The sequence below is a fragment of the Pseudomonas sp. AA-38 genome (assembly GCF_029457475.1).
Lineage (GTDB): Bacteria > Pseudomonadota > Gammaproteobacteria > Pseudomonadales > Pseudomonadaceae > Aquipseudomonas.
The window spans coordinates 3,012,116-3,030,593 of the sequence record NZ_CP120359.1 but is presented as its reverse complement, the minus strand read 5'-3'; the positions used below and the strand labels follow the sequence as shown (position 1 = coordinate 3,030,593).

General features: G+C 63.0%; 14 protein-coding genes and 4 tRNA genes. 17 read left to right on the top strand and 1 reads right to left on the bottom strand.

Translation table 11 applies throughout. The features are described from left to right. Positions 1-17: 17 nt before the first annotated feature. The 17 genes from PVE35_RS13875 to PVE35_RS13795 all read left to right on the top strand — a co-directional run bounded on the left by PVE35_RS13875 (position 18) and on the right by PVE35_RS13795 (position 17,629). Positions 18-782 (top strand): ATP-binding cassette domain-containing protein, encoded by a 765-nt coding sequence (locus PVE35_RS13875; RefSeq protein ID WP_277372138.1) that lies wholly within the window; start codon positions 18-20, stop codon positions 780-782. A gap of 54 nt (positions 783-836) precedes the next feature. After that, positions 837-1,817, top strand: coding sequence for a transcriptional regulator ArgR (gene argR / locus PVE35_RS13870; protein WP_277372137.1), 981 nt, complete (start codon positions 837-839; stop codon positions 1,815-1,817). Positions 1,818-3,201: 1,384 nt separating this feature from the next. Beyond that, on the top strand, positions 3,202-4,422 hold the full coding sequence (locus PVE35_RS13865; RefSeq protein WP_277372136.1) for an aspartate aminotransferase family protein: 1,221 nt from the start codon (positions 3,202-3,204) through the stop codon (positions 4,420-4,422). Positions 4,423-4,510: 88 nt separating this feature from the next. Next, a complete protein-coding gene (gene aruF, locus PVE35_RS13860; RefSeq protein ID WP_268183278.1) occupies positions 4,511-5,527 on the top strand; it encodes an arginine/ornithine succinyltransferase subunit alpha in 1,017 nt (338 codons plus the stop codon). A gap of 97 nt (positions 5,528-5,624) precedes the next feature. Next, on the top strand, positions 5,625-6,641 hold the full coding sequence (astA, locus tag PVE35_RS13855; RefSeq protein ID WP_277372135.1) for an arginine N-succinyltransferase: 1,017 nt from the start codon (positions 5,625-5,627) through the stop codon (positions 6,639-6,641). Between the two features lie 58 nt (positions 6,642-6,699). Then, a complete protein-coding gene (astD, locus tag PVE35_RS13850; protein WP_277372134.1) occupies positions 6,700-8,163 on the top strand; it encodes a succinylglutamate-semialdehyde dehydrogenase in 1,464 nt (487 codons plus the stop codon). After that, positions 8,163-9,509 (top strand): N-succinylarginine dihydrolase, encoded by a 1,347-nt coding sequence (gene astB / locus PVE35_RS13845; protein ID WP_277372133.1) that lies wholly within the window; start codon positions 8,163-8,165, stop codon positions 9,507-9,509. Before astD ends, astB begins: the two co-directional genes overlap by 1 nt. Before the next feature lie 79 nt (positions 9,510-9,588). Further along, a complete protein-coding gene (locus tag PVE35_RS13840; RefSeq protein ID WP_268183286.1) occupies positions 9,589-9,861 on the top strand; it encodes a topoisomerase II in 273 nt (90 codons plus the stop codon). A 74-nt stretch (positions 9,862-9,935) separates the two neighbouring features. Then, positions 9,936-10,949, top strand: a complete 1,014-nt coding sequence (astE, locus tag PVE35_RS13835; protein WP_268183288.1) for a succinylglutamate desuccinylase — start codon at positions 9,936-9,938, stop codon at positions 10,947-10,949. A gap of 153 nt (positions 10,950-11,102) precedes the next feature. Further along, positions 11,103-12,107 (top strand): low-specificity L-threonine aldolase, encoded by a 1,005-nt coding sequence (gene ltaE, locus PVE35_RS13830; RefSeq protein ID WP_268183289.1) that lies wholly within the window; start codon positions 11,103-11,105, stop codon positions 12,105-12,107. 259 nt (positions 12,108-12,366) lie between these two features. Continuing rightward, the gene (gene alaS / locus PVE35_RS13825; protein WP_277372132.1) at positions 12,367-14,991 is read left to right on the top strand and encodes an alanine--tRNA ligase; all 2,625 of its coding nucleotides are present in this window, start codon (positions 12,367-12,369) and stop codon (positions 14,989-14,991) included. A 207-nt stretch (positions 14,992-15,198) separates the two neighbouring features. After that, a complete protein-coding gene (locus PVE35_RS13820; RefSeq protein ID WP_277372131.1) occupies positions 15,199-16,437 on the top strand; it encodes an aspartate kinase in 1,239 nt (412 codons plus the stop codon). Positions 16,438-16,626: 189 nt separating this feature from the next. After that, entirely contained in the window at positions 16,627-16,812 is a 186-nt protein-coding gene (csrA, locus tag PVE35_RS13815; protein WP_003244478.1) for a carbon storage regulator CsrA, read from the top strand. Positions 16,813-16,873: 61 nt separating this feature from the next. Continuing rightward, positions 16,874-16,964, top strand: a tRNA-Ser gene (locus tag PVE35_RS13810). 211 nt (positions 16,965-17,175) lie between these two features. Beyond that, positions 17,176-17,252, top strand: a tRNA-Arg gene (locus PVE35_RS13805). 110 nt (positions 17,253-17,362) lie between these two features. Next, positions 17,363-17,439 (top strand) — tRNA-Arg (locus tag PVE35_RS13800). Between the two features lie 113 nt (positions 17,440-17,552). After that, positions 17,553-17,629: transfer RNA gene (locus tag PVE35_RS13795), tRNA-Arg, on the top strand. A gap of 45 nt (positions 17,630-17,674) precedes the next feature. On the opposite strand, the gene PVE35_RS13790 is transcribed toward PVE35_RS13795, so the two are convergent. Next, entirely contained in the window at positions 17,675-18,163 is a 489-nt protein-coding gene (locus PVE35_RS13790; RefSeq protein ID WP_268183295.1) for a DUF4124 domain-containing protein, read from the bottom strand. Between the last annotated feature and the right edge of the window lie 315 nt (positions 18,164-18,478).

Here is an 18,478-nt window from a genome sequence, read left to right as displayed (position 1 = left end):
TTCAAGAGAACCCGAACATGTACAAACTCGAAGTCCAGGACCTGCACAAGCGCTACGGCAGCCATGAGGTGATCAAGGGTGTGTCGATGGCGGCCAAGGCCGGCGACGTCATCAGCATCATCGGCTCCAGCGGCTCGGGCAAGAGCACCTTCCTGCGCTGCCTGAACCTGCTGGAACAGCCTCATGCCGGCAAGATCCTGCTCAACGGTGAAGAATTGAAGCTGGTGCCGGCCAAGGACGGTTCGCTGCGTGCCGCCGATGCCAAGCAACTGCAGCGCATGCGCGCGCGCCTGGCCATGGTGTTCCAGCACTTCAACCTGTGGTCGCACATGAGCGCCCTGGCGAACGTGATGGAGGCGCCGGTGCACGTGCTCGGCATGAACAAGGCCGAGGCCCGCGACAAGGCCGAGCATTACCTGAACAAGGTGGGCGTGGCCCATCGCAAGGACGCCTACCCGGCGCACATGAGCGGCGGCGAGCAGCAGCGCGTGGCCATCGCCCGTGCCCTGGCCATGGAGCCGGAGGTGATGCTGTTCGACGAGCCGACTTCGGCGCTCGACCCGGAGCTGGTCGGCGAGGTGCTCAGGGTGATGCAGGATCTGGCCGGCGAAGGCCGCACCATGGTGGTGGTGACCCACGAGATGGGTTTTGCCCGCGAGGTGTCGAACCAGTTGCTGTTCCTGCATCAGGGCCTGGTGGAAGAGCGTGGCTGCCCGCGTGAAGTGCTGGCCAATCCACAATCCGAACGGCTCAAGCAGTTCCTTTCCGGTAGTCTCAAATAATAAGAAGCTAGACTGCGCACTTACGGGTGCGTTGAGCCCATTGAATAGACACTAATGACCCCCCATCGAATCGGCTTTTTATACTGGCCCGGCACCAAGGCCCTGACCCTGTCCCTGGCCGAGGAAGCCCTGCGCGTGGCGCAGCGGGTACACCCCGAGGTGCTCTACGAGCTGGTATTCCTGCAGGCCGAGCCGTCAATGGCGGGGGATTGGCGCCTGCCGGGCGAGCCCTGGGCCGGGCACATGGATGGCCTGCACAAGTTGTTTCTGCTCGCCGATGCGCCGCCGGCTCAGGTATCGGCGCCGCTGGCTGCCGCGCTCAAGCAGCAGGTGCGTAGTGGCTGCGTCATTGGCGGGTTGTCGGCGGGGGTCTATCCGCTGGCCCAGCTTGGTTTGCTCGACGGCTACCGCGCGGCGGTGCACTGGCGCTGGCAGGACGATTTCGCCGAACGCTTCCCCAGGGTGATCGCCACCAGCCATCTGTTCGACTGGGATCGTGACCGCCTCACCGTCTGTGGTGGCTTGGCGGTGCTCGACCTGCTGCTGGCGGTGCTGGCGCGTGACCACGGTGCCGAACTGGCCGGCGCGGTGAGTGAGGAGCTGGTGGTCGAGCGCATCCGTGAAGGCGGCGAGCGCCAGCGCATCCCATTGCAGAATCGTCTGGGTTCCAGCCATCCCAAGCTGACCCAGGCGGTGCTGCTGATGGAGGCCAATATCGAGGAGCCGCTGACCACCGACGAGATCGCCCAGCACGTCTGCGTGTCACGTCGGCAACTGGAGCGCATCTTCAAGCAGTACCTCAACCGCGTGCCCAGCCAGTACTACCTGGAGCTGCGCCTGAACAAGGCGCGACAACTGCTGATGCAGACCAGCAAGTCGATCATCCAGATCGGTTTGTCCTGTGGATTTTCCTCGGGGCCGCATTTCTCCAGCGCCTACCGTAACTTCTTCGGCGCCACGCCGCGTGACGACCGTAACCAACGGCGCAGCAACAGCCCCTTCGAGCTCAGCTCGACGCCGGTCGAGCGGGGCTGATCCGTCCTCTGCTCGCGAAGCTGCGGTGTTCCCTCGGTTCGCGAGCGGGCAACCGGATGAAATCCTGACGTTCATTTAAGGCACTTCCTTGAAACCTCGTGCCAGGTCTTGAGCTGCTTGCTTGATACCGGACTGGCAATACTGTGTTAGTTGTTCTGTGTCTGTTCCGGGTTGCCGCGTTTTTGTTGATGTTTTTGGTTTCGCCCTCCCGGGCGAGTCACTTTTGACGGGCAAAAGTAACCAAAACCCTCCGCCCGGTCATCCGGCCCTGGCTTCGCCAGGGTTCGCTCACTCCATCGCCGTTCCAGAGGCCCGCCGCGAAGGGCCGTCCCTGGCCCATCGCGGCTTTCGCGACATCCATGTCGCTCAACCTCTTCCACGACGATTCCGTTCGCCCTCCTGGGCGGGCTCTGCACGCGCCTGAACCCGAGGTAACCCAGAATTAGCGTGGAGTGTTTGAACATGGGTCAGCCTTAGGGCTGACCTTAATGTCGGCTGCAAGCCGGCAAGCTGTTCACTGCATGAAACTGCGCGAATGAAAGTATTGGTTTAATTCGACAGCCAAATCTCGGCTCCATAGCTACCAGAACACGCCGGGCATGCCCGGAACCAATGTACGTTCAGGCGCGCAAATGCCCCCTTCAGGAGGCCGAACGCAGGCATTGCGCAGGGGGCGAGCGGCATGGATGCCGCGAGATATCGATGGCGGCCCCGCTTGAAGGGCCATGGATGGCCCTTGTAAGCCGACCCCGGAGCAATGCCGGAGTGAGGGAAGTCGAGCGAAGCATGACGGGGACGCCTAGTTCCGGATGGCGGGGGCGTTTCTTTTGCTTACTTTTCTTTGCGCTGGGCGGCAATCCGAGTTCAAAGAAAAGTGAGTCGCCCGAGGGGGCGAAACAAGGAGTTTCTGAACACACCGAAGCGGCGTTCAGAACACCAGTAAGCCAACACACAAACTTGCCAGTCCAGTATCAAAACTGATCTCCCCCCGAAACTCCGCGAAGAACCTTTTGGGCGATCACTGCCCAGACCCATCACGACTCAGGACGCTGACGCGTTCAAGGCCCGCCATCCATTGGTCGGCAATGGCCGCACCGCTTGAATGAATCGCATCAGGATGAAATCGCGTCAATAGGCTGGTCAGCCTGCGCAGATTTTTCCCTGGCCCCTGCACCGCAGCGCTTAACTGCGTTTACACTGCGCCTTTCCGACGTTTTCTGTCGCTTTGACGAAAACCCGCGGGAAACCTGGGGTGGCGCTGTAAGAACATGTCGCATGAGCACAAGGCCGACCCCGAATCAGCCCCTACAATCCTTGGCATTCCCTGTCGTTACGGGCCTTCTGGCTGCCCGGGCGGCCGGTATTTCTCATCAGGAGAGCTTCGATGTCCGTTCAGCACGATGCGGTGCAACGCGCCGATTTCGACCAGTTCATGGTCCCCAACTACGCCCCTGCTGCCTTCGTCCCGGTGCGCGGCCTGGGGTCGCGAGTCTGGGATCAGAGCGGTCGCGAGCTGATCGACTTCGCCGGCGGCATCGCCGTCAACGTGCTCGGTCACTGCCACCCGGCGCTGGTAGCAGCCTTGACCGAGCAGGCCAATACCCTGTGGCACATCTCCAACGTGTTCACCAACGAGCCGACCCTGCGCCTAGGCAAGAAGCTGGTGGAGGCCACCTTCGCCGAGCGCGTGTTCTTCTGCAACTCCGGCGCCGAGGCCAACGAGGCCGCATTCAAGCTGGCCCGGCGTGTCGCCCATGACCGTTTCGGCGCGGACAAGCACGAGATCATCGCGGCCACCAACAGCTTCCACGGGCGCACTCTGTTCACCGTCAGCGTCGGCGGCCAGCCGAAGTATTCCGACGGTTTCGGGCCGAAGATCCAGGGCATCACCCATGTTCCTTACAATGATCTGGAGGCGCTGAAGGCGGCCATCTCCGACAAGACCTGCGCCGTGGTGCTGGAGCCGATCCAGGGCGAGGGCGGGGTGCTGCCGGCGGACAAGGCTTATCTGGAAGGTGCCCGCGCGCTGTGCAATGCGCACGATGCGCTGCTGGTGTTCGACGAGGTGCAGAGCGGCATGGGTCGCAGCGGCGAACTGTTCGCCTACATGCATTACGGCGTGGTGCCGGACATCCTCTCCAGCGCCAAGAGCCTGGGCGGCGGTTTCCCCATCGCGGCGATGCTTACCACCACCGAACTGGCCAAGCATTTCTCCCCTGGCACCCATGGCACCACCTACGGCGGCAACCCGCTGGCCTGCGCCGTGGGCGAGGCGGTGCTGGACATCGTCAATACCCGCGAGACGCTCGATGGCGTCAAGGCCCGGAGCGCGCGTTTCAAGAGCCGCCTGGAGGCCCTCGGCCAGCAGTACGGCCTGTTCGAGCAGGTGCGCGGCATGGGCCTGCTGCTCGGTTGCGTGCTCAATGACAAGTGGAAGGGGCAGGCCAAGCAGGTACTCGATGCCGCCACGGCCGAAGGCCTGATGGTGCTGCAGGCTGGCCCGGACGTGGTGCGTTTCGCCCCGAGCCTGGTGGTCGAGGACGTCGATATCGAAGAAGGCCTGGTTCGTTTCGAGCGTGCGCTGAGCAAGCTGACGGCGGCCTGAGTAGCCCCAGGCAAGGGTTCGAGCCGCACAGCCGCGGCTTGGGCCCGTGTCGCCGCCTTACCGATTCCCTGTTGAGAAGGAGTGCCCCATGCTGGTGATGCGCCCCGCGCAAATGGCGGATCTGGCCGAGGTGCAGCGGCTGGCTGCCGACAGCCCGGTCGGGGTCACCTCGTTGCCGGACGATGCCGGCCGCCTGGGTGACAAGATCGGCGCGTCGGAGTCATCCTTCGCTGCCGAGGTCAGCTTCAATGGTGAGGAAACCTATTTCTTCGTCCTCGAAGATACCGTCAGTGGGCGCCTGGTCGGCTGCTCGGGCATCGTCGCCTCGGCCGGTTATTCCGAGCCGTTCTACAGCTTTCGCAACGAAACCTTCGTGCACCACTCCCGCGAGCTGAAGATCCACAACAAGATCCACGTGCTCTCGCTGTGCCACGACCTCACCGGCAACAGCCTGCTCACCAGCTTCTATGTCGAGCGCTCGCTGGTGTCCACGGCGTTCGCCGAGCTCAACTCCCGTGGCCGCCTACTGTTCATGGCCAGCCACCCCGAGCGCTTCGCCGACGCGGTGGTGGTGGAGATCGTCGGCCACAGCGACGAGCATGGCGAGTCGCCGTTCTGGGACGCCGTGGGACGCAACTTCTTCGACATGAGTTATGCCGAGGCCGAGCGCTTGTGCGGTTTGCGCAGTCGCACCTTCCTCGCCGAGCTGATGCCGCATTACCCCATCTACGTGCCACTGTTGCCGGACGCGGCGCAGGAGGCCATGGGCCAGGTGCACCCGCGGGCGCAGATCACCTTCGACATCCTCATGCGTGATGGCTTCGAGACCGACCACTACATCGATATCTTCGACGGCGGGCCGACCCTGCATGCGCGCACCTCGGGTATCCGCAGCATCGCCCAGAGCCGCCTGGTGCCGGTGCTCATCGGCGAGGGCGCGCAGGCTGGCCGGCAGTACCTGGTGAGCAATGGCCAGTTGCAGGATTTTCGCGCCATCGTCGCCACGCTGGACTGGGTGCCGGGCAAACCCGTGACCCTCAGCGCCGAAGCCGCCGAAGTGCTGAGCGTGGGCGAGGGCGGCAGCGTGCGTTTGGTGGCGGTTTGAATCGAAGCGGCAAGCCCCAAGCTCCAAGCGGCAAGCCAGCCTGGCTTCTGACTTGTAGCTTGTCGCTTGAAGCTAATAGCTTGATCCGGAGGATCCAATGATCGTTCGTCCCGTGCGCAGTGCCGATTTGCCGGCTCTGATCGACCTGGCACGCAGTACCGGCGCCGGCCTGACCACCTTGCCGGCCAATGAGGCGCGTCTGGCGCAGCGTGTCGTCTGGGCGGAAAAGACCTTCCGTGGCGAGGCCGAGCGTGCCGACGCCGATTACCTGTTCGTGCTCGAGGACGATGCCGGCCAGGTGCTCGGCATCTCTGCCGTGGCGGGCGCCGTGGGCCTGCGCGAGCCCTGGTACAACTACCGCGTCGGTCTGACCGTCAATGCCTCGCAGGCGCTGAACATCCATCGGCAGATTCCGACCCTGTTCATGGCCAACGATCTGACCGGCAACAGCGAGCTGTGCTCCCTGTTCCTGCATGCCGATCACCGTACCGGGATCAATGGCCGCCTGCTGTCCAAGGCGCGCTTTCTGTTCATCGCCGAGTTCCGCGAGTTGTTCAGCGACAAGGTGATCGCCGAGATGCGCGGCATGTCCGACGAGCACGGCCGTTCACCGTTCTGGGAAAGCCTGGGGCGGCACTTCTTCAAGATGGAGTTCTCCCAGGCCGACTACCTCACTGGCGTTGGCAACAAGGCCTTCATCGCTGAGCTGATGCCCAAGTTCCCGCTCTATACCTGCTTCCTCTCGGCGGAGGCGCGCGCGGTGATCGGCCGTGTGCACCCAGATACCGAGCCGGCGCTGACCATGCTCAAGGCCGAGGGCTTCAGCTATCAGGGTTATGTCGACATCTTCGATGCCGGGCCGGCCATCGAGGCGGAAACCGCGAAGATTCGCGCCGTACGTGACAGTCAGCAACTGGTGCTGGCCATCGGCACGCCGGGTGACGACGCAGTGCCCTATCTGGTGCACAACCGCAAGGGCTACGACTGCCGCATCACCGTCGGCCCGGCGCGGGTGGCCGCCGGTACCCTGGTGGTGGCGCCATTGACTGCCAAGCGCCTGCGCATGTCCGCCGGTGACCTGGTACGTGCCGTGCCGCTGGCAGCCGGCGGCTGAAAAAACTGTACCGGGCCGGTCAGCCTGCCGGCCGTGAATGCGTGGAGTGAAAAATACAATGAGCACTCACTATATCGCCGGCCAGTGGCTGGCGGGGCTTGGCGAGCCGCTGCAGTCGCTCGACCCGTTCAGCCAGGCCGTGCTCTGGCAGGGGCACGGCGCCACGACCGAACAGGTCGATGCCGCTGTGACGGCTGCGCGCCAGGCCTTTCCGGCCTGGGCCGGGCAGTCGCTGGACGCCCGTATCGCCATGCTCGAGCGCTTCGCCGTGCAGCTCAAGGATCAGGCCGAGTCCCTGGCGCAGGCCATCGGCGAAGAAACCGGCAAGCCGCTGTGGGAAGCGGCCACCGAGGTCAGCAGCATGATCGGCAAGGTAGCCATCTCCATCCAGGGTTATCGCGAACGCACCGGCGAGAAACGCGGGCAGGTGGCCGACGCCAGCAGCGTGCTGCGGCACAAACCTCATGGCGTGGTGGCGGTGTTCGGCCCCTACAATTTTCCGGGGCATCTGCCCAATGGCCATATCGTGCCGGCGCTGCTGGCCGGCAACTGCGTGCTGTTCAAGCCCAGCGAGCTGACCCCGAAGGTGGCCGAGCTGACGGTCAAGTGCTGGATTGCGGCGGGGCTGCCGGCGGGCGTGCTCAATCTGCTGCAGGGCGGGCGTGGCACCGGCATCGCCCTGGCCGGTCATGATGGCATCGATGGGCTGTTCTTCACCGGCTCCAGCCGTACCGGCAACCTGTTGCATGCGCAGTTCGCCGGGCGCCCGGAGAAGATCCTGGCGCTGGAGATGGGTGGCAACAATCCCTTGATCGTCGATCAGGTGGCCGATGTCGAGGCCGCTGTCTATACCATCGTGCAATCGGCCTTCATCAGCGCCGGCCAGCGCTGTACCTGCGCGCGGCGCCTGCTGGTGCCCGCAGGAGAGTGGGGCGATGCCTTGCTGGCGCGCCTGGTGCAGGTGGCCGGGCAGCTTGGCGTCGGCCGTTTCGATGCGCAACCGGCACCTTTCATGGGAACGGTGATTTCCCTGCAGGCCGCCGCGCAGTTGTTGCAGGCGCAGCGGGAGCTGCTGGCCGGTGGCGCCACGGCGCTGCTGGCGATGACCCAGCCGCAGGCCGATGCGGCGCTGCTCACACCCGGCATCCTCGATGTCACGGCGCTGGCTGAGCGTCCGGATGCGGAATTCTTCGGCCCGTTGCTGCAGGTGATCCGCTACAGCGATTTCGAGGCCGCCCTCGCCGAGGCCAACGCCACCGCCTATGGTCTGGCTGCTGGGCTGCTGTCCGATTCGCGGGCGCGCTTCGAGCGCTTCTGGCTGCACAGCCGCGCCGGCATCGTCAACTGGAACAAGCCGCTCACCGGCGCCGCCAGCAGCTCGCCGTTCGGCGGCATCGGCGCCTCCGGCAACCATCGCCCCAGCGCTTACTACGCCGCGGACTATTGCGCCTATCCGGTGGCCTCGCTGGAAAGCGAAAGCCTGGCGCTGCCTGCGACCTTGAGTCCAGGAGTGAGCCTCTGATGCCTGCCTATGAGATGAACCTCGACGGCCTGGTCGGGCCGACCCACAACTACGGTGGGCTGTCCTACGGTAACGTCGCCTCGCAAAGCAACGGCCAGGCGGCCTCCAACCCCAAGGAAGCCGCCAAGCAGGGCCTGGCGAAGATGAAGGCGCTGATGGACATGGGCTTCAAGCAGGGCGTGCTGGCCCCGCAGGAGCGCCCGGCCGTCGCCGAACTGCGCCGTTTGGGCTTCAGCGGCAGTGATGTCGACGTGATCCAGCGCGCCGCACGCGAGGCCATGCCGTTGCTGGTGGCGAGTTGCTCGGCCTCGAGCATGTGGACGGCCAATGCCTGTACCGTCAGCCCCAGTGCCGACACCGCCGATGGCCGCGTGCACTTCACCGCCGCCAACCTCAATTGCAAGTTCCACCGCTCGATCGAGCACCCCACCACCAGCCGCGTGCTGCAGGCCATGTTCGCCGACGAGGCGCACTTCGCCCATCACCCGGCGCTGCCGGCGGTGGCGCAGTTCGGCGACGAGGGGGCGGCCAACCACACGCGCTTCTGCAAGGATTATGGCGCTGCCGGCGTGGAGTTCTTCGTCTACGGGCGCAGCGCCTTCGACACCCGCTACCCGGCACCGGCCCGTTACCCGGCGCGGCAGACCCTGGAGGCCAGCCAGGCGGTGGCACGCCTGCATGGCTTGAGCGAGGCGGGGGTGGTCTACGCTCAGCAGAATCCGGCAGTGATCGATCAGGGCGTGTTCCACAACGACGTGATCGCCGTGGGCAACGGTGAGGTGCTGTTCTATCACCAGGACGCCTTTCTCCACAGCGACCAGGTGCTGGCCGAACTGAGCGACAAGCTGGCCCGACGCGGTGGCAACCTCCAGGCGGTGTGTGTGCCGACTGCGGCGGTCAGCGTGCAGGATGCGGTTTGCTCGTATCTGTTCAACAGCCAACTCCTGACTCGCGCCGATGGCAGCATGCTGCTGGTGGTACCGGAGGAGTGCCGTCACAACGCCAGCGTCTGGCGCTACCTCGAACAGCTCACCGTCAGTGGCGGGCCGATCCGCGAGGTGCGTGTGTTCGACCTCAAGCAGAGTATGCAGAACGGTGGTGGCCCGGCCTGCCTGCGTCTGCGTGTGGCGCTGAACGAAGCTGAGCTGGCGGCGGTCAATCCGGGTGTGGTGATGACGGCTGGGCTGCACGAGCGCCTGGTGGCTTGGGTCGACAGGCACTACCGTGACCGCCTGAGCGAAGCCGACCTGGCCGACCCACAACTGCTGTACGAATGCCGCACGGCATTGGATGAACTGACGCAGATCCTTAAACTGGGCTCGGTCTATCCTTTCCAATTGAACTGAATTAGCGACAAGCTCCAAGCCTCAAGCTGCAAGTGTCAGCTTGTCTTGCAGCTTGAAGCTTGTAACTAGGAGCTGTTTCATGTCCCTGCAACTGATTCTCGAAGATACCGACGGCACTCAGCTAGAAACCTCCTGCACCCGCTTCGCCGTGGTCTGGCAGGGCAAGGAGGTATGGATTCAGGCCGTTGGCGATCAGTTGCTGATCGGTGTCGACGTCGAGGAGGGCGATACCGAGTACGCCAACCTGCTGCTGCGCCCGCAGGCCACCAATCTGGTCAGCCTGCAGCTGGAAATGGAGGCGGTCGATGCCGGTGACGACGATCACGTGCATGGTCCGGACTGCAATCACTGATCGAGCCTGGTAGGGGTGAGCGAAAACGCTTGTTCGCTCGCCCCTACAAGAATGCTGCGAACCAAGGAGTCGCCATGCTTGCCCTCGGCAAACTGCTTGAACTGACCCTGGCCGGCCATGAGCCGTCGGCGAAGATTCAACTGACACCCGACGGCACGCGCCTGCGATGGCTGGACGAAGGTGCGCTGGAGGTCACTCCGCCGGCTGCCCGTGACACTGGCCTCGACCTGCTGCTGTCGGCCGGCATCCACGGTAACGAAACTGCGCCTATCGAGCTGCTCGACCGTCTGCTGCGTGGCATCGCGCGCAACGAGTTGCATCCGGCGGCACGCATGCTTTTCCTGTTCGGTAACCCCGAGGCCATGCGCCGCGGCGAGCGCTACGTGGAACAGGACATCAACCGCCTGTTCAGTGGTCATCACGAACAGGCCAGCGGCTTCGAGGCGATTCGTGCCTGCGACCTGGAGCATCTGGCTGCCACCTTCTTCGGCAAGGCAACGGGGCGCATGCGGCTGCACTACGACCTGCACACCGCCATGCGTGGCTCGAAGATCGAGCAGTTCGCCCTCTATCCCTGGCAGGAGGGTCGCGCTCATTCCCGTCGCGAGCTGCAGCGCCTGCGCGCCGCCGGGATCGAGGCGGTGCTGCTGCAGAACAAGGCATCGAGTACCTTCAGCGCCTACACATATGCGCAGCTCGGTGCCGAGGCCTTTACCCTGGAGCTGGGCAAGGCGCGCGCCTTCGGGCAGAACCAGCGGATCAACCTCGGGCTGCTGGAAGGCGCTCTGCACGACTTGATCGAGGGGCGTGAAATGACGAGCGACGGGACTAGCCTCGATGGCCTGCAACTGTTCGCCGTATCGCGCGAGATCATCAAACACAGCGACAGCTTCCAGTTGCACCTGCCGGCGGACATCGAGAACTTCACTGAGCTGGAGCCCGGGTATCTCCTGGCCGAAGACATCGCCGGCACGCGCTGGGTGGTGCAGGGAGAGGGCGAGCGCATCATCTTTCCCAATCCCAAGGTCAGGAACGGCCTGCGCGCCGGCATCCTCATCGTTCCCGACGATGGCGCCGGCGTGCTGTAGCCCGGATGCAATCCGGGGATGGCCGGCACATTTTCCCCGGATTGCATCCGGGCTACGGTGTCGGCCAGTTGCTTTATCGCACAACTGTATCTTTCACTGTCCGGGCAGCCTCTTTAGCATGGGCTTTTTCGCCAGAAGCCGGGAATGCCTGCCATGCATCTGATCGACCTGCGTAGCGATACCGTCACCCAGCCCACCGCCGCCATGCGCGAGGCCATGCTCACCGCCGAACTGGGTGACGATGTGTATGGCGAGGATCCTACCGTCAACCGCCTGGAAAGCTGGCTGGCCAAGGAACTGGGCTTTGCCGCGGCACTGTTCGTGCCCACCGGCACCATGAGCAACCTGCTGGGCCTGATGGCGCACTGCGAGCGCGGTGACGAATACATCGTCGGCCAGCAGGCGCACACCTACAAATACGAGGGCGGTGGCGCCGCCGTGCTCGGTTCCATCCAGCCGCAGCCGATCGACGCCGAAGACGATGGCTCGCTGGATCTGGCCAAGGTGGAGGCGGCGATCAAGCAGGACGACTTCCATTTCGCCCGCACCCGCCTGCTGACACTGGAAAACACCATGCAGGGCAAGGTGTTGCCGCTCGACTATCTGGCCGCCGCGCGCGAGCTGACTCGTCGACGTGGCCTGAGTCTGCATCTGGATGGCGCGCGCCTGTTCAATGCGGCAGTCAAGCTGCAGGTGCCGGCACGCCAGATCACCCAGTATTTCGACTCCGTGTCGGTATGCCTGTCCAAGGGGCTCGGTGCGCCGGTCGGCTCGGTGCTCTGTGGCAGCGAAGAGTTGATCGCCAAGGCCCGGCGCCTGCGCAAGATGGTCGGCGGCGGCATGCGCCAGGCGGGCCTGCTGGCGGCAGCCGGGCTCTATGCCCTGGAACACCAGGTCGAGCGCCTGGCCGAGGATCATGCCAAGGCCGCGCACCTGGGCGAAGCACTGCGCGAGCTGGACTACAGTGTCGAGCCGGTGCAGACCAACATGGTCTACGTGCAGCTTGGCGAGCGGGCCGCGCGGATCAAGGCCTTCATGGCCGAGCGCCGCATCGCCGTCGTCGCCGCACCGCGCCTGCGCCTGATCACCCACTTGGATGTCGGTGCCGAAGGTATCGAGCGGGTGATCGAGGCCTTCGCCGCTTTCCGTGACCATTGAGCAAGAAAGGGACGGTTCATAGCTGTCGCCTATCAACAGGGCACTAGCCGCGGGCGACAGGGCCGATATAATGCGTCCCTTTGCAGACTGCGTGATAACCGTTGCGCCCGGTCATGCTGCGTTGGGAATCGGCTCGGAATGCTCATTCACAGGCTGTGAATTCTGCCTCCTCGCTGCCTTCTGCCTTGGCTGACCTTCGCTCGCTAGGTTGTCACTTCGCCGGCTCTGCCGTAGCCGCCTGATTCCGTGGATATCCCCTATGAAAAGCGCAGAAATCCGTGAAGCCTTCCTGAGCTTCTTCGAAGAAAAAGGGCACACCCGTGTCGCTTCCAGCTCGTTGATTCCGGCGAACGACCCGACCCTGCTGTTCACCAACGCAGGCATGAACCAGTTCAAGGACTGCTTCCTGGGCCTGGAAAAGCGCGTCTACACCCGCGCTACCACCAGCCAGAAGTGCGTGCGTGCCGGCGGCAAGCACAACGACCTGGAAAACGTCGGCTACACCGCGCGCCACCACACCTTCTTCGAGATGCTGGGCAACTTCAGCTTCGGCGACTATTTCAAGCGCGATGCCATCCATTACGCCTGGGAATTCCTCACCTCCGAGAAGTGGCTGAACCTGCCCAAGGAAAAGCTCTGGGTCACTGTCTATGCCACCGATAACGAGGCCTACGACATCTGGACCAAGGAAGTCGGCATCCCCACCGAGCGCATGATCCGCATCGGTGACAACAAGGGGGCGCCCTATGCCTCCGACAACTTCTGGGCCATGGGGGATACCGGCCCGTGCGGCCCGTGCACCGAGATCTTCTTCGACCACGGCGAGCACATCTGGGGCGGCCCACCCGGCAGCCCGGAAGAGGACGGCGACCGCTACATCGAGATCTGGAACAACGTCTTCATGCAGTTCAACCGCACTGCGGACGGCGTACTGCACCCGCTGCCGGCGCCGAGCGTGGACACCGGCATGGGCCTGGAGCGCATCAGCGCCGTGCTGCAGCACGTCAACTCGAACTACGAGATCGACCTGTTCCAGAACCTGCTGGCCGCTTCGGCCAAGGCCATTGGCTGCACCAACGAAGGCCAGGCCTCGCTGAAAGTGGTCGCCGACCACATTCGTTCCTGCAGCTTCCTGATCGCCGACGGCGTGACCCCGTCCAACGAAGGCCGTGGCTACGTGCTGCGCCGCATCGTGCGGCGTGCCTGCCGTCACGGCAACAAGCTGGGCGCCAAGGGCAGCTTCTTCTACCAGATCGTCGCTGCCCTGGTGGCCGAGATGGGTGACGCCTTCCCCGAACTCAAACAGCAACAGGCGCATATCGAGCGCGTGCTGAAGACCGAGGAAGAGCAGTTCGCCAAGACCCTGGAACAGGGCCTGAAGATACTCGAGCAGGATCTGGCCGAGCTCAAGGGCACTGTCATTCCTGGCGAGGTCGTGTTCAAGCTGTACGACACCTATGGCTTCCCGGTCGACCTGACTGCCGACATCGCCCGCGAGCGCGAGCTGTCGGTGGACGAAGAAGGCTTCGAGCGCGAGATGGAAGCGCAGCGCGAGCGCGCCCGTTCCGCCAGCGCCTTCGGCATGGATTACAACGCGCTGGTCAAGGTCGACGCCGACACCCGTTTCCTCGGCTACGAAGGCACCAGCGGCAGCGGCAAGATCATCGCCCTGTTCAAGGCCGGCAGCGCCGTGGACAGCCTCGCCGAAGGCGAGGAGGGCGTGGTGGTGCTGGATCAGACCCCGTTCTACGCCGAATCCGGTGGCCAGATCGGCGACTGCGGCTATCTGGAAGGTGCCGGCGTGCGCTTCGACGTGCGTGACACCACCAAGGCTGGCGGCGCCTTCCTGCACCACGGTGTGGTGGCCAAGGGCGGCCTGAGTGTTGGCGCCAGCGTCAAGGCCGAGGTCGATGCCGAGGTGCGCCAGGCCACGGCGCTGAACCACTCGGCCACTCACCTGCTGCACGAAGCCTTGCGCCAGGTGCTGGGCGAGCACGTGCAGCAGAAGGGCTCGCTGGTCAATAGCCAGCGCCTGCGCTTCGACTTCAGTCACTTCGAGGCGATCAAGCCCGAGCAGATCAAGCAGCTCGAGGACATCGTCAATCGCGTGGTGCGCGAGAACACGCCGGTAGAGACTGAAATCACCGACATCGAAACCGCCAAGGCCAAAGGCGCGACCGCGCTGTTCGGCGAGAAGTACGGCGATCAGGTACGTGTGCTGAGCATGGGCGGCGATTTCTCCGTCGAGCTGTGCGGCGGTACCCACGTGGCCCGCACTGGCGACATCGGTCTGTTCAAGATCGTCAGCGAAGGTGGCGTAGCGGCCGGCGTGCGTCGTATCGAGGCGGTCACCGGTGCAGCCGCGCTGGCTTACCTCAATGGCGCCGAAGAACAGCTCAAGGAAGCCGCCTCGCTGGTCAAGGGCAACCGCGACAACGTGCTGGACAAACTGTCGGCGCTGATCGAGCGTAACCGCCAGCTGGAAAAGGAACTGGAGCAGCTCAAGGCCAAGGCCGCCAGCGCAGCCGGTAACGATCTGGCCGCATCGGCCGTGGACGTCAAGGGCACCAAGGTGCTGGCTGCGCGTCTCGATGGCCTGGATGGCAAGGCGCTGCTGGCACTGGTCGACCAGCTCAAGAACAAGCTGGGCAGCGCGGTGATCCTGCTCGGCGGCGTGTTCGAGGAAAAGGTTGTGCTGGTCGCTGGCGTGACCCAGGATCTGACCTCCAGGCTCAAGGCGGGTGACCTGATGCGCCAGGCAGCAGCAGCCGTGGGCGGCAAGGGCGGTGGTCGTCCGGACATGGCTCAGGGTGGCGGCGTCGACGCTGGCAAGCTGGACGAGGCGCTGTCCTTGGCGGCTGCTCTGGTCGAACAGGCCTCGTGACCCGGGATGCCTGCGTCCTGACATGGCTTGGTGCGGGCGCGAATTTCATCAATGAGTTCGCTCCTGTACAGGCATCGGCGAGTTAACGTGGGTATCGTCTTGCAAGTAGCGTGAAAGCGAGGCCAGCAGTGCGTCCGGCAGGCCTTGGCAGTGTGACCCGATGCGGGTTTAATGGGCGCCCTTCGAGGAATCAGGCGGCTTTTTGAAATGGCTTTGATCGTACAGAAGTTTGGGGGCACCTCCGTCGGCACCGTCGAGCGTATCCAGCAGGTGGCCGAGAAGGTAAAGAAGTTCCGCGAGAAAGGTGACGACATCGTCGTCGTGGTGTCCGCCATGAGTGGCGAGACCAACCGTCTGATCGATCTTGCCAAGCAGATCACCGACGGCGAGCCGGTACCGCGTGAGCTGGATGTGATGGTGTCCACCGGTGAGCAGGTGACCATCGCCCTGCTGGCCATGGCGCTGATCAAGCGCGGCGTGCCGGCGGTGTCCTACACCGGCAACCAGGTGCGCATCCTCACCGACAGCGCCTACAACAAGGCGCGTATTCTGCAGATCGATGATCAGAAGATTCGTGCCGACCTCAAGGCCGGGCGTGTCGTCGTCGTCGCCGGCTTCCAGGGCGTCGACGAGCACGGCAGCATCACCACCCTGGGGCGTGGCGGTTCCGACACCACCGGCGTGGCCCTGGCGGCGGCGTTGAAGGCCGATGAGTGCCAGATCTACACCGATGTCGATGGCGTCTACACCACCGACCCGCGCGTGGTGCCCAAGGCCCAGCGTCTGGAGAAGATCACCTTCGAGGAAATGCTGGAAATGGCCAGCCTCGGCTCCAAGGTGCTGCAGATCCGCTCGGTGGAATTCGCCGGCAAGTACAATGTCCCGCTGCGCGTCCTGCACAGCTTCCAGGAGGGGCCGGGCACCCTCATTACCCTTGATGAAGAGGAATCCATGGAACAGCCGATCATTTCCGGCATCGCTTTCAATCGCGACGAAGCCAAGCTGACCATCCGTGGGGTACCGGATATCCCCGGCATCGCCTTCAAGATTCTCGGCCCGATCAGCGCCGCCAACATCGAAGTGGACATGATCGTGCAGAACGTCTCGCACGATAACACCACCGACTTCACCTTCACCGTGCACCGCAACGACTACAACAACGCCCTGAGCGTGTTGCAGAAGACCGCTGACGAACTGGGCGCCCGTGAAGTGGTGGGGGACACCAACATCGCCAAGGTGTCCATCGTCGGTGTCGGCATGCGCTCCCATGCCGGTGTCGCCAGTCGCATGTTCGAGGCCCTGGCCAAGGAGACCATCAACATCCAGATGATCTCCACCTCCGAGATCAAGGTATCCGTGGTCATCGAGGAAAAATACCTGGAACTGGCCGTGCGTGCCCTGCACACGGCTTTCGAGCTCGACGCCCCGGCTCGACAGGGTGACTGATGCATCGATCCGAAAGGCGCGGCTGGTTCCGCGCCTTTCGTCTTTTTGACTGGTACGCGGGAACTTTATTTCTACGCGAGCTGGTCAATACTTGGGTAGACGCTTGCTGGCTTGAATGAGCAGGAAGCCGACACCATTTTTCTTTTTGCAGACGTGTTGTCCTGAAATGTAATTCGTGAGGAGAAAGGAATGCTGATTCTGACTCGCCGGGTTGGAGAGACCCTGATGGTTGGTGATGATGTGACTGTCACCGTGTTGGGTGTGAAAGGTAACCAGGTGCGCATTGGTGTCAATGCGCCGAAAGAGGTTGCCGTGCACCGTGAGGAAATCTACCAACGCATCCAGAAAGAGAAGGGTGACGAACCAAGCCACTAATTTTTCTACAAATTTTTGTTTGCAAACGGGGAAAACATGGTTATCATGCGCCCCGTGTTGCGGAGAGGTGGCCGAGTGGCCGAAGGCGCTCCCCTGCTAAGGGAGTACACCTCAAAAGGGTGTCGGGGGTTCGAATCCCCCCTTCTCCGCCATTATTCAGCGAGCCGGGCGGTTGCCAGGCTGGCGAATCAACCAGAGGTGATCTGGTATAAAAGCACCAAAGATCTCGCGAAAGCGTAGCGAGCGAAGGGTAGGCGAGGCGAAAGCGAGCGAAGAAGCGCAGTTTAGTTTTCTAAATGAGCATTCTGAGTTCGGTTTCAACGAAGCATAACCAAGCGCAGTAGCTTTCGAGTGATCTGTAACGGACTCATAGCTCAGCTGGATAGAGTACTCGGCTACGAACCGAGCGGTCGGAGGTTCGAATCCTCCTGAGTCCGCCATATTCAAATGGCTTGCATCGCTGCAAGCCATTTTGTTTCAGCCAGTGGTGATCTGGCCTAAAACCACCATCAAGGTCGCATGAAAGCGTAGCTTTCGAGTGATCTTCAACGGACTCATAGCTCAGCTGGATAGAGTACTCGGCTACGAACCGAGCGGTCGGAGGTTCGAATCCTCCTGAGTCCGCCATATTCAATGGCGTTGCAGCGATGCAAGCCATTTTGCTTCAACCAGTGGTGGTCTGGTCTAAAAACACCATAAAGGTCGCATGAAAGCTTGTTGGCATTCGGGTGATCTTTAATGGACTCATAGCTCAGCTGGATAGAGTACTCGGCTACGAACCGAGCGGTCGGAGGTTCGAATCCTCCTGAGTCCGCCATACCCAAAAGGGCCTGCATCACTGCAGGCCCTTTTTCTTTGTGTGCTATTTCTTCACGCAGCCAGACGCGTCGAAGTTGACCTGCTGGCGGTTGCCGCGCTTGTCATCGTAGTGATAACGCTGCCTGCCGTTATGGCGGGTGATCCTGTCCGGCTTGCCCAGGCTGCTTTCCACATCGGCCAGACTCATGCCTGGGCGAACCTCCTTGCGGATGATCGCCTGGCGTTTTTCACGGCTTGTCAGCAGATTGCCGCAGCCGTCGTCCTGTTGGCCGACTGTCACCACCTCCGGTGAATTGGCATGTTTGCGTCCGGAGTGACGAGAGGGATCTGCCAGTGGAATCGCCTTGCCGCTGCTGGGAGTGAGGTTTTGCGCCTCCTGCAGGTGCTGTTGCTGGTCGCTCTCGCAGCCATGGAGGGTGAAGGTGACATGGCCGCCGGCGTCCACGCAGCGGAACACGCTGGTCGCCGAGCTGTCTTGAATAGGGGAGAGAAGCGCAGCGGCCAGTAGCGCTGCAAGGTGCGATCCGCGCATGAGTCGTCCTCCGTGACGTTTACCTGTTTCAGCCTAAACCGTTTTTTCGCTCTTACCAAGGTGTCCTGGCGGAGGTGGCCGGCGTCGCATAGCCAAGTTTTCATGCGAGATCGAAGTTTGTAGCGCAAGCAATTGTTCTTGCCGCGCTTTTGTCACGTACAAAGCTGTTTTGCGGTGTTATCATTTGCCGTGTCAGCCCCGCCGGGGCTTGTGGAATACCACCATGGACTTACCCAGTAGTTACTCAATACTCCCCTCGAACAATCGTGTAAGACCTGATTGATCCCCTTTGGCGTGCCCGCCAACTGGGGGTGG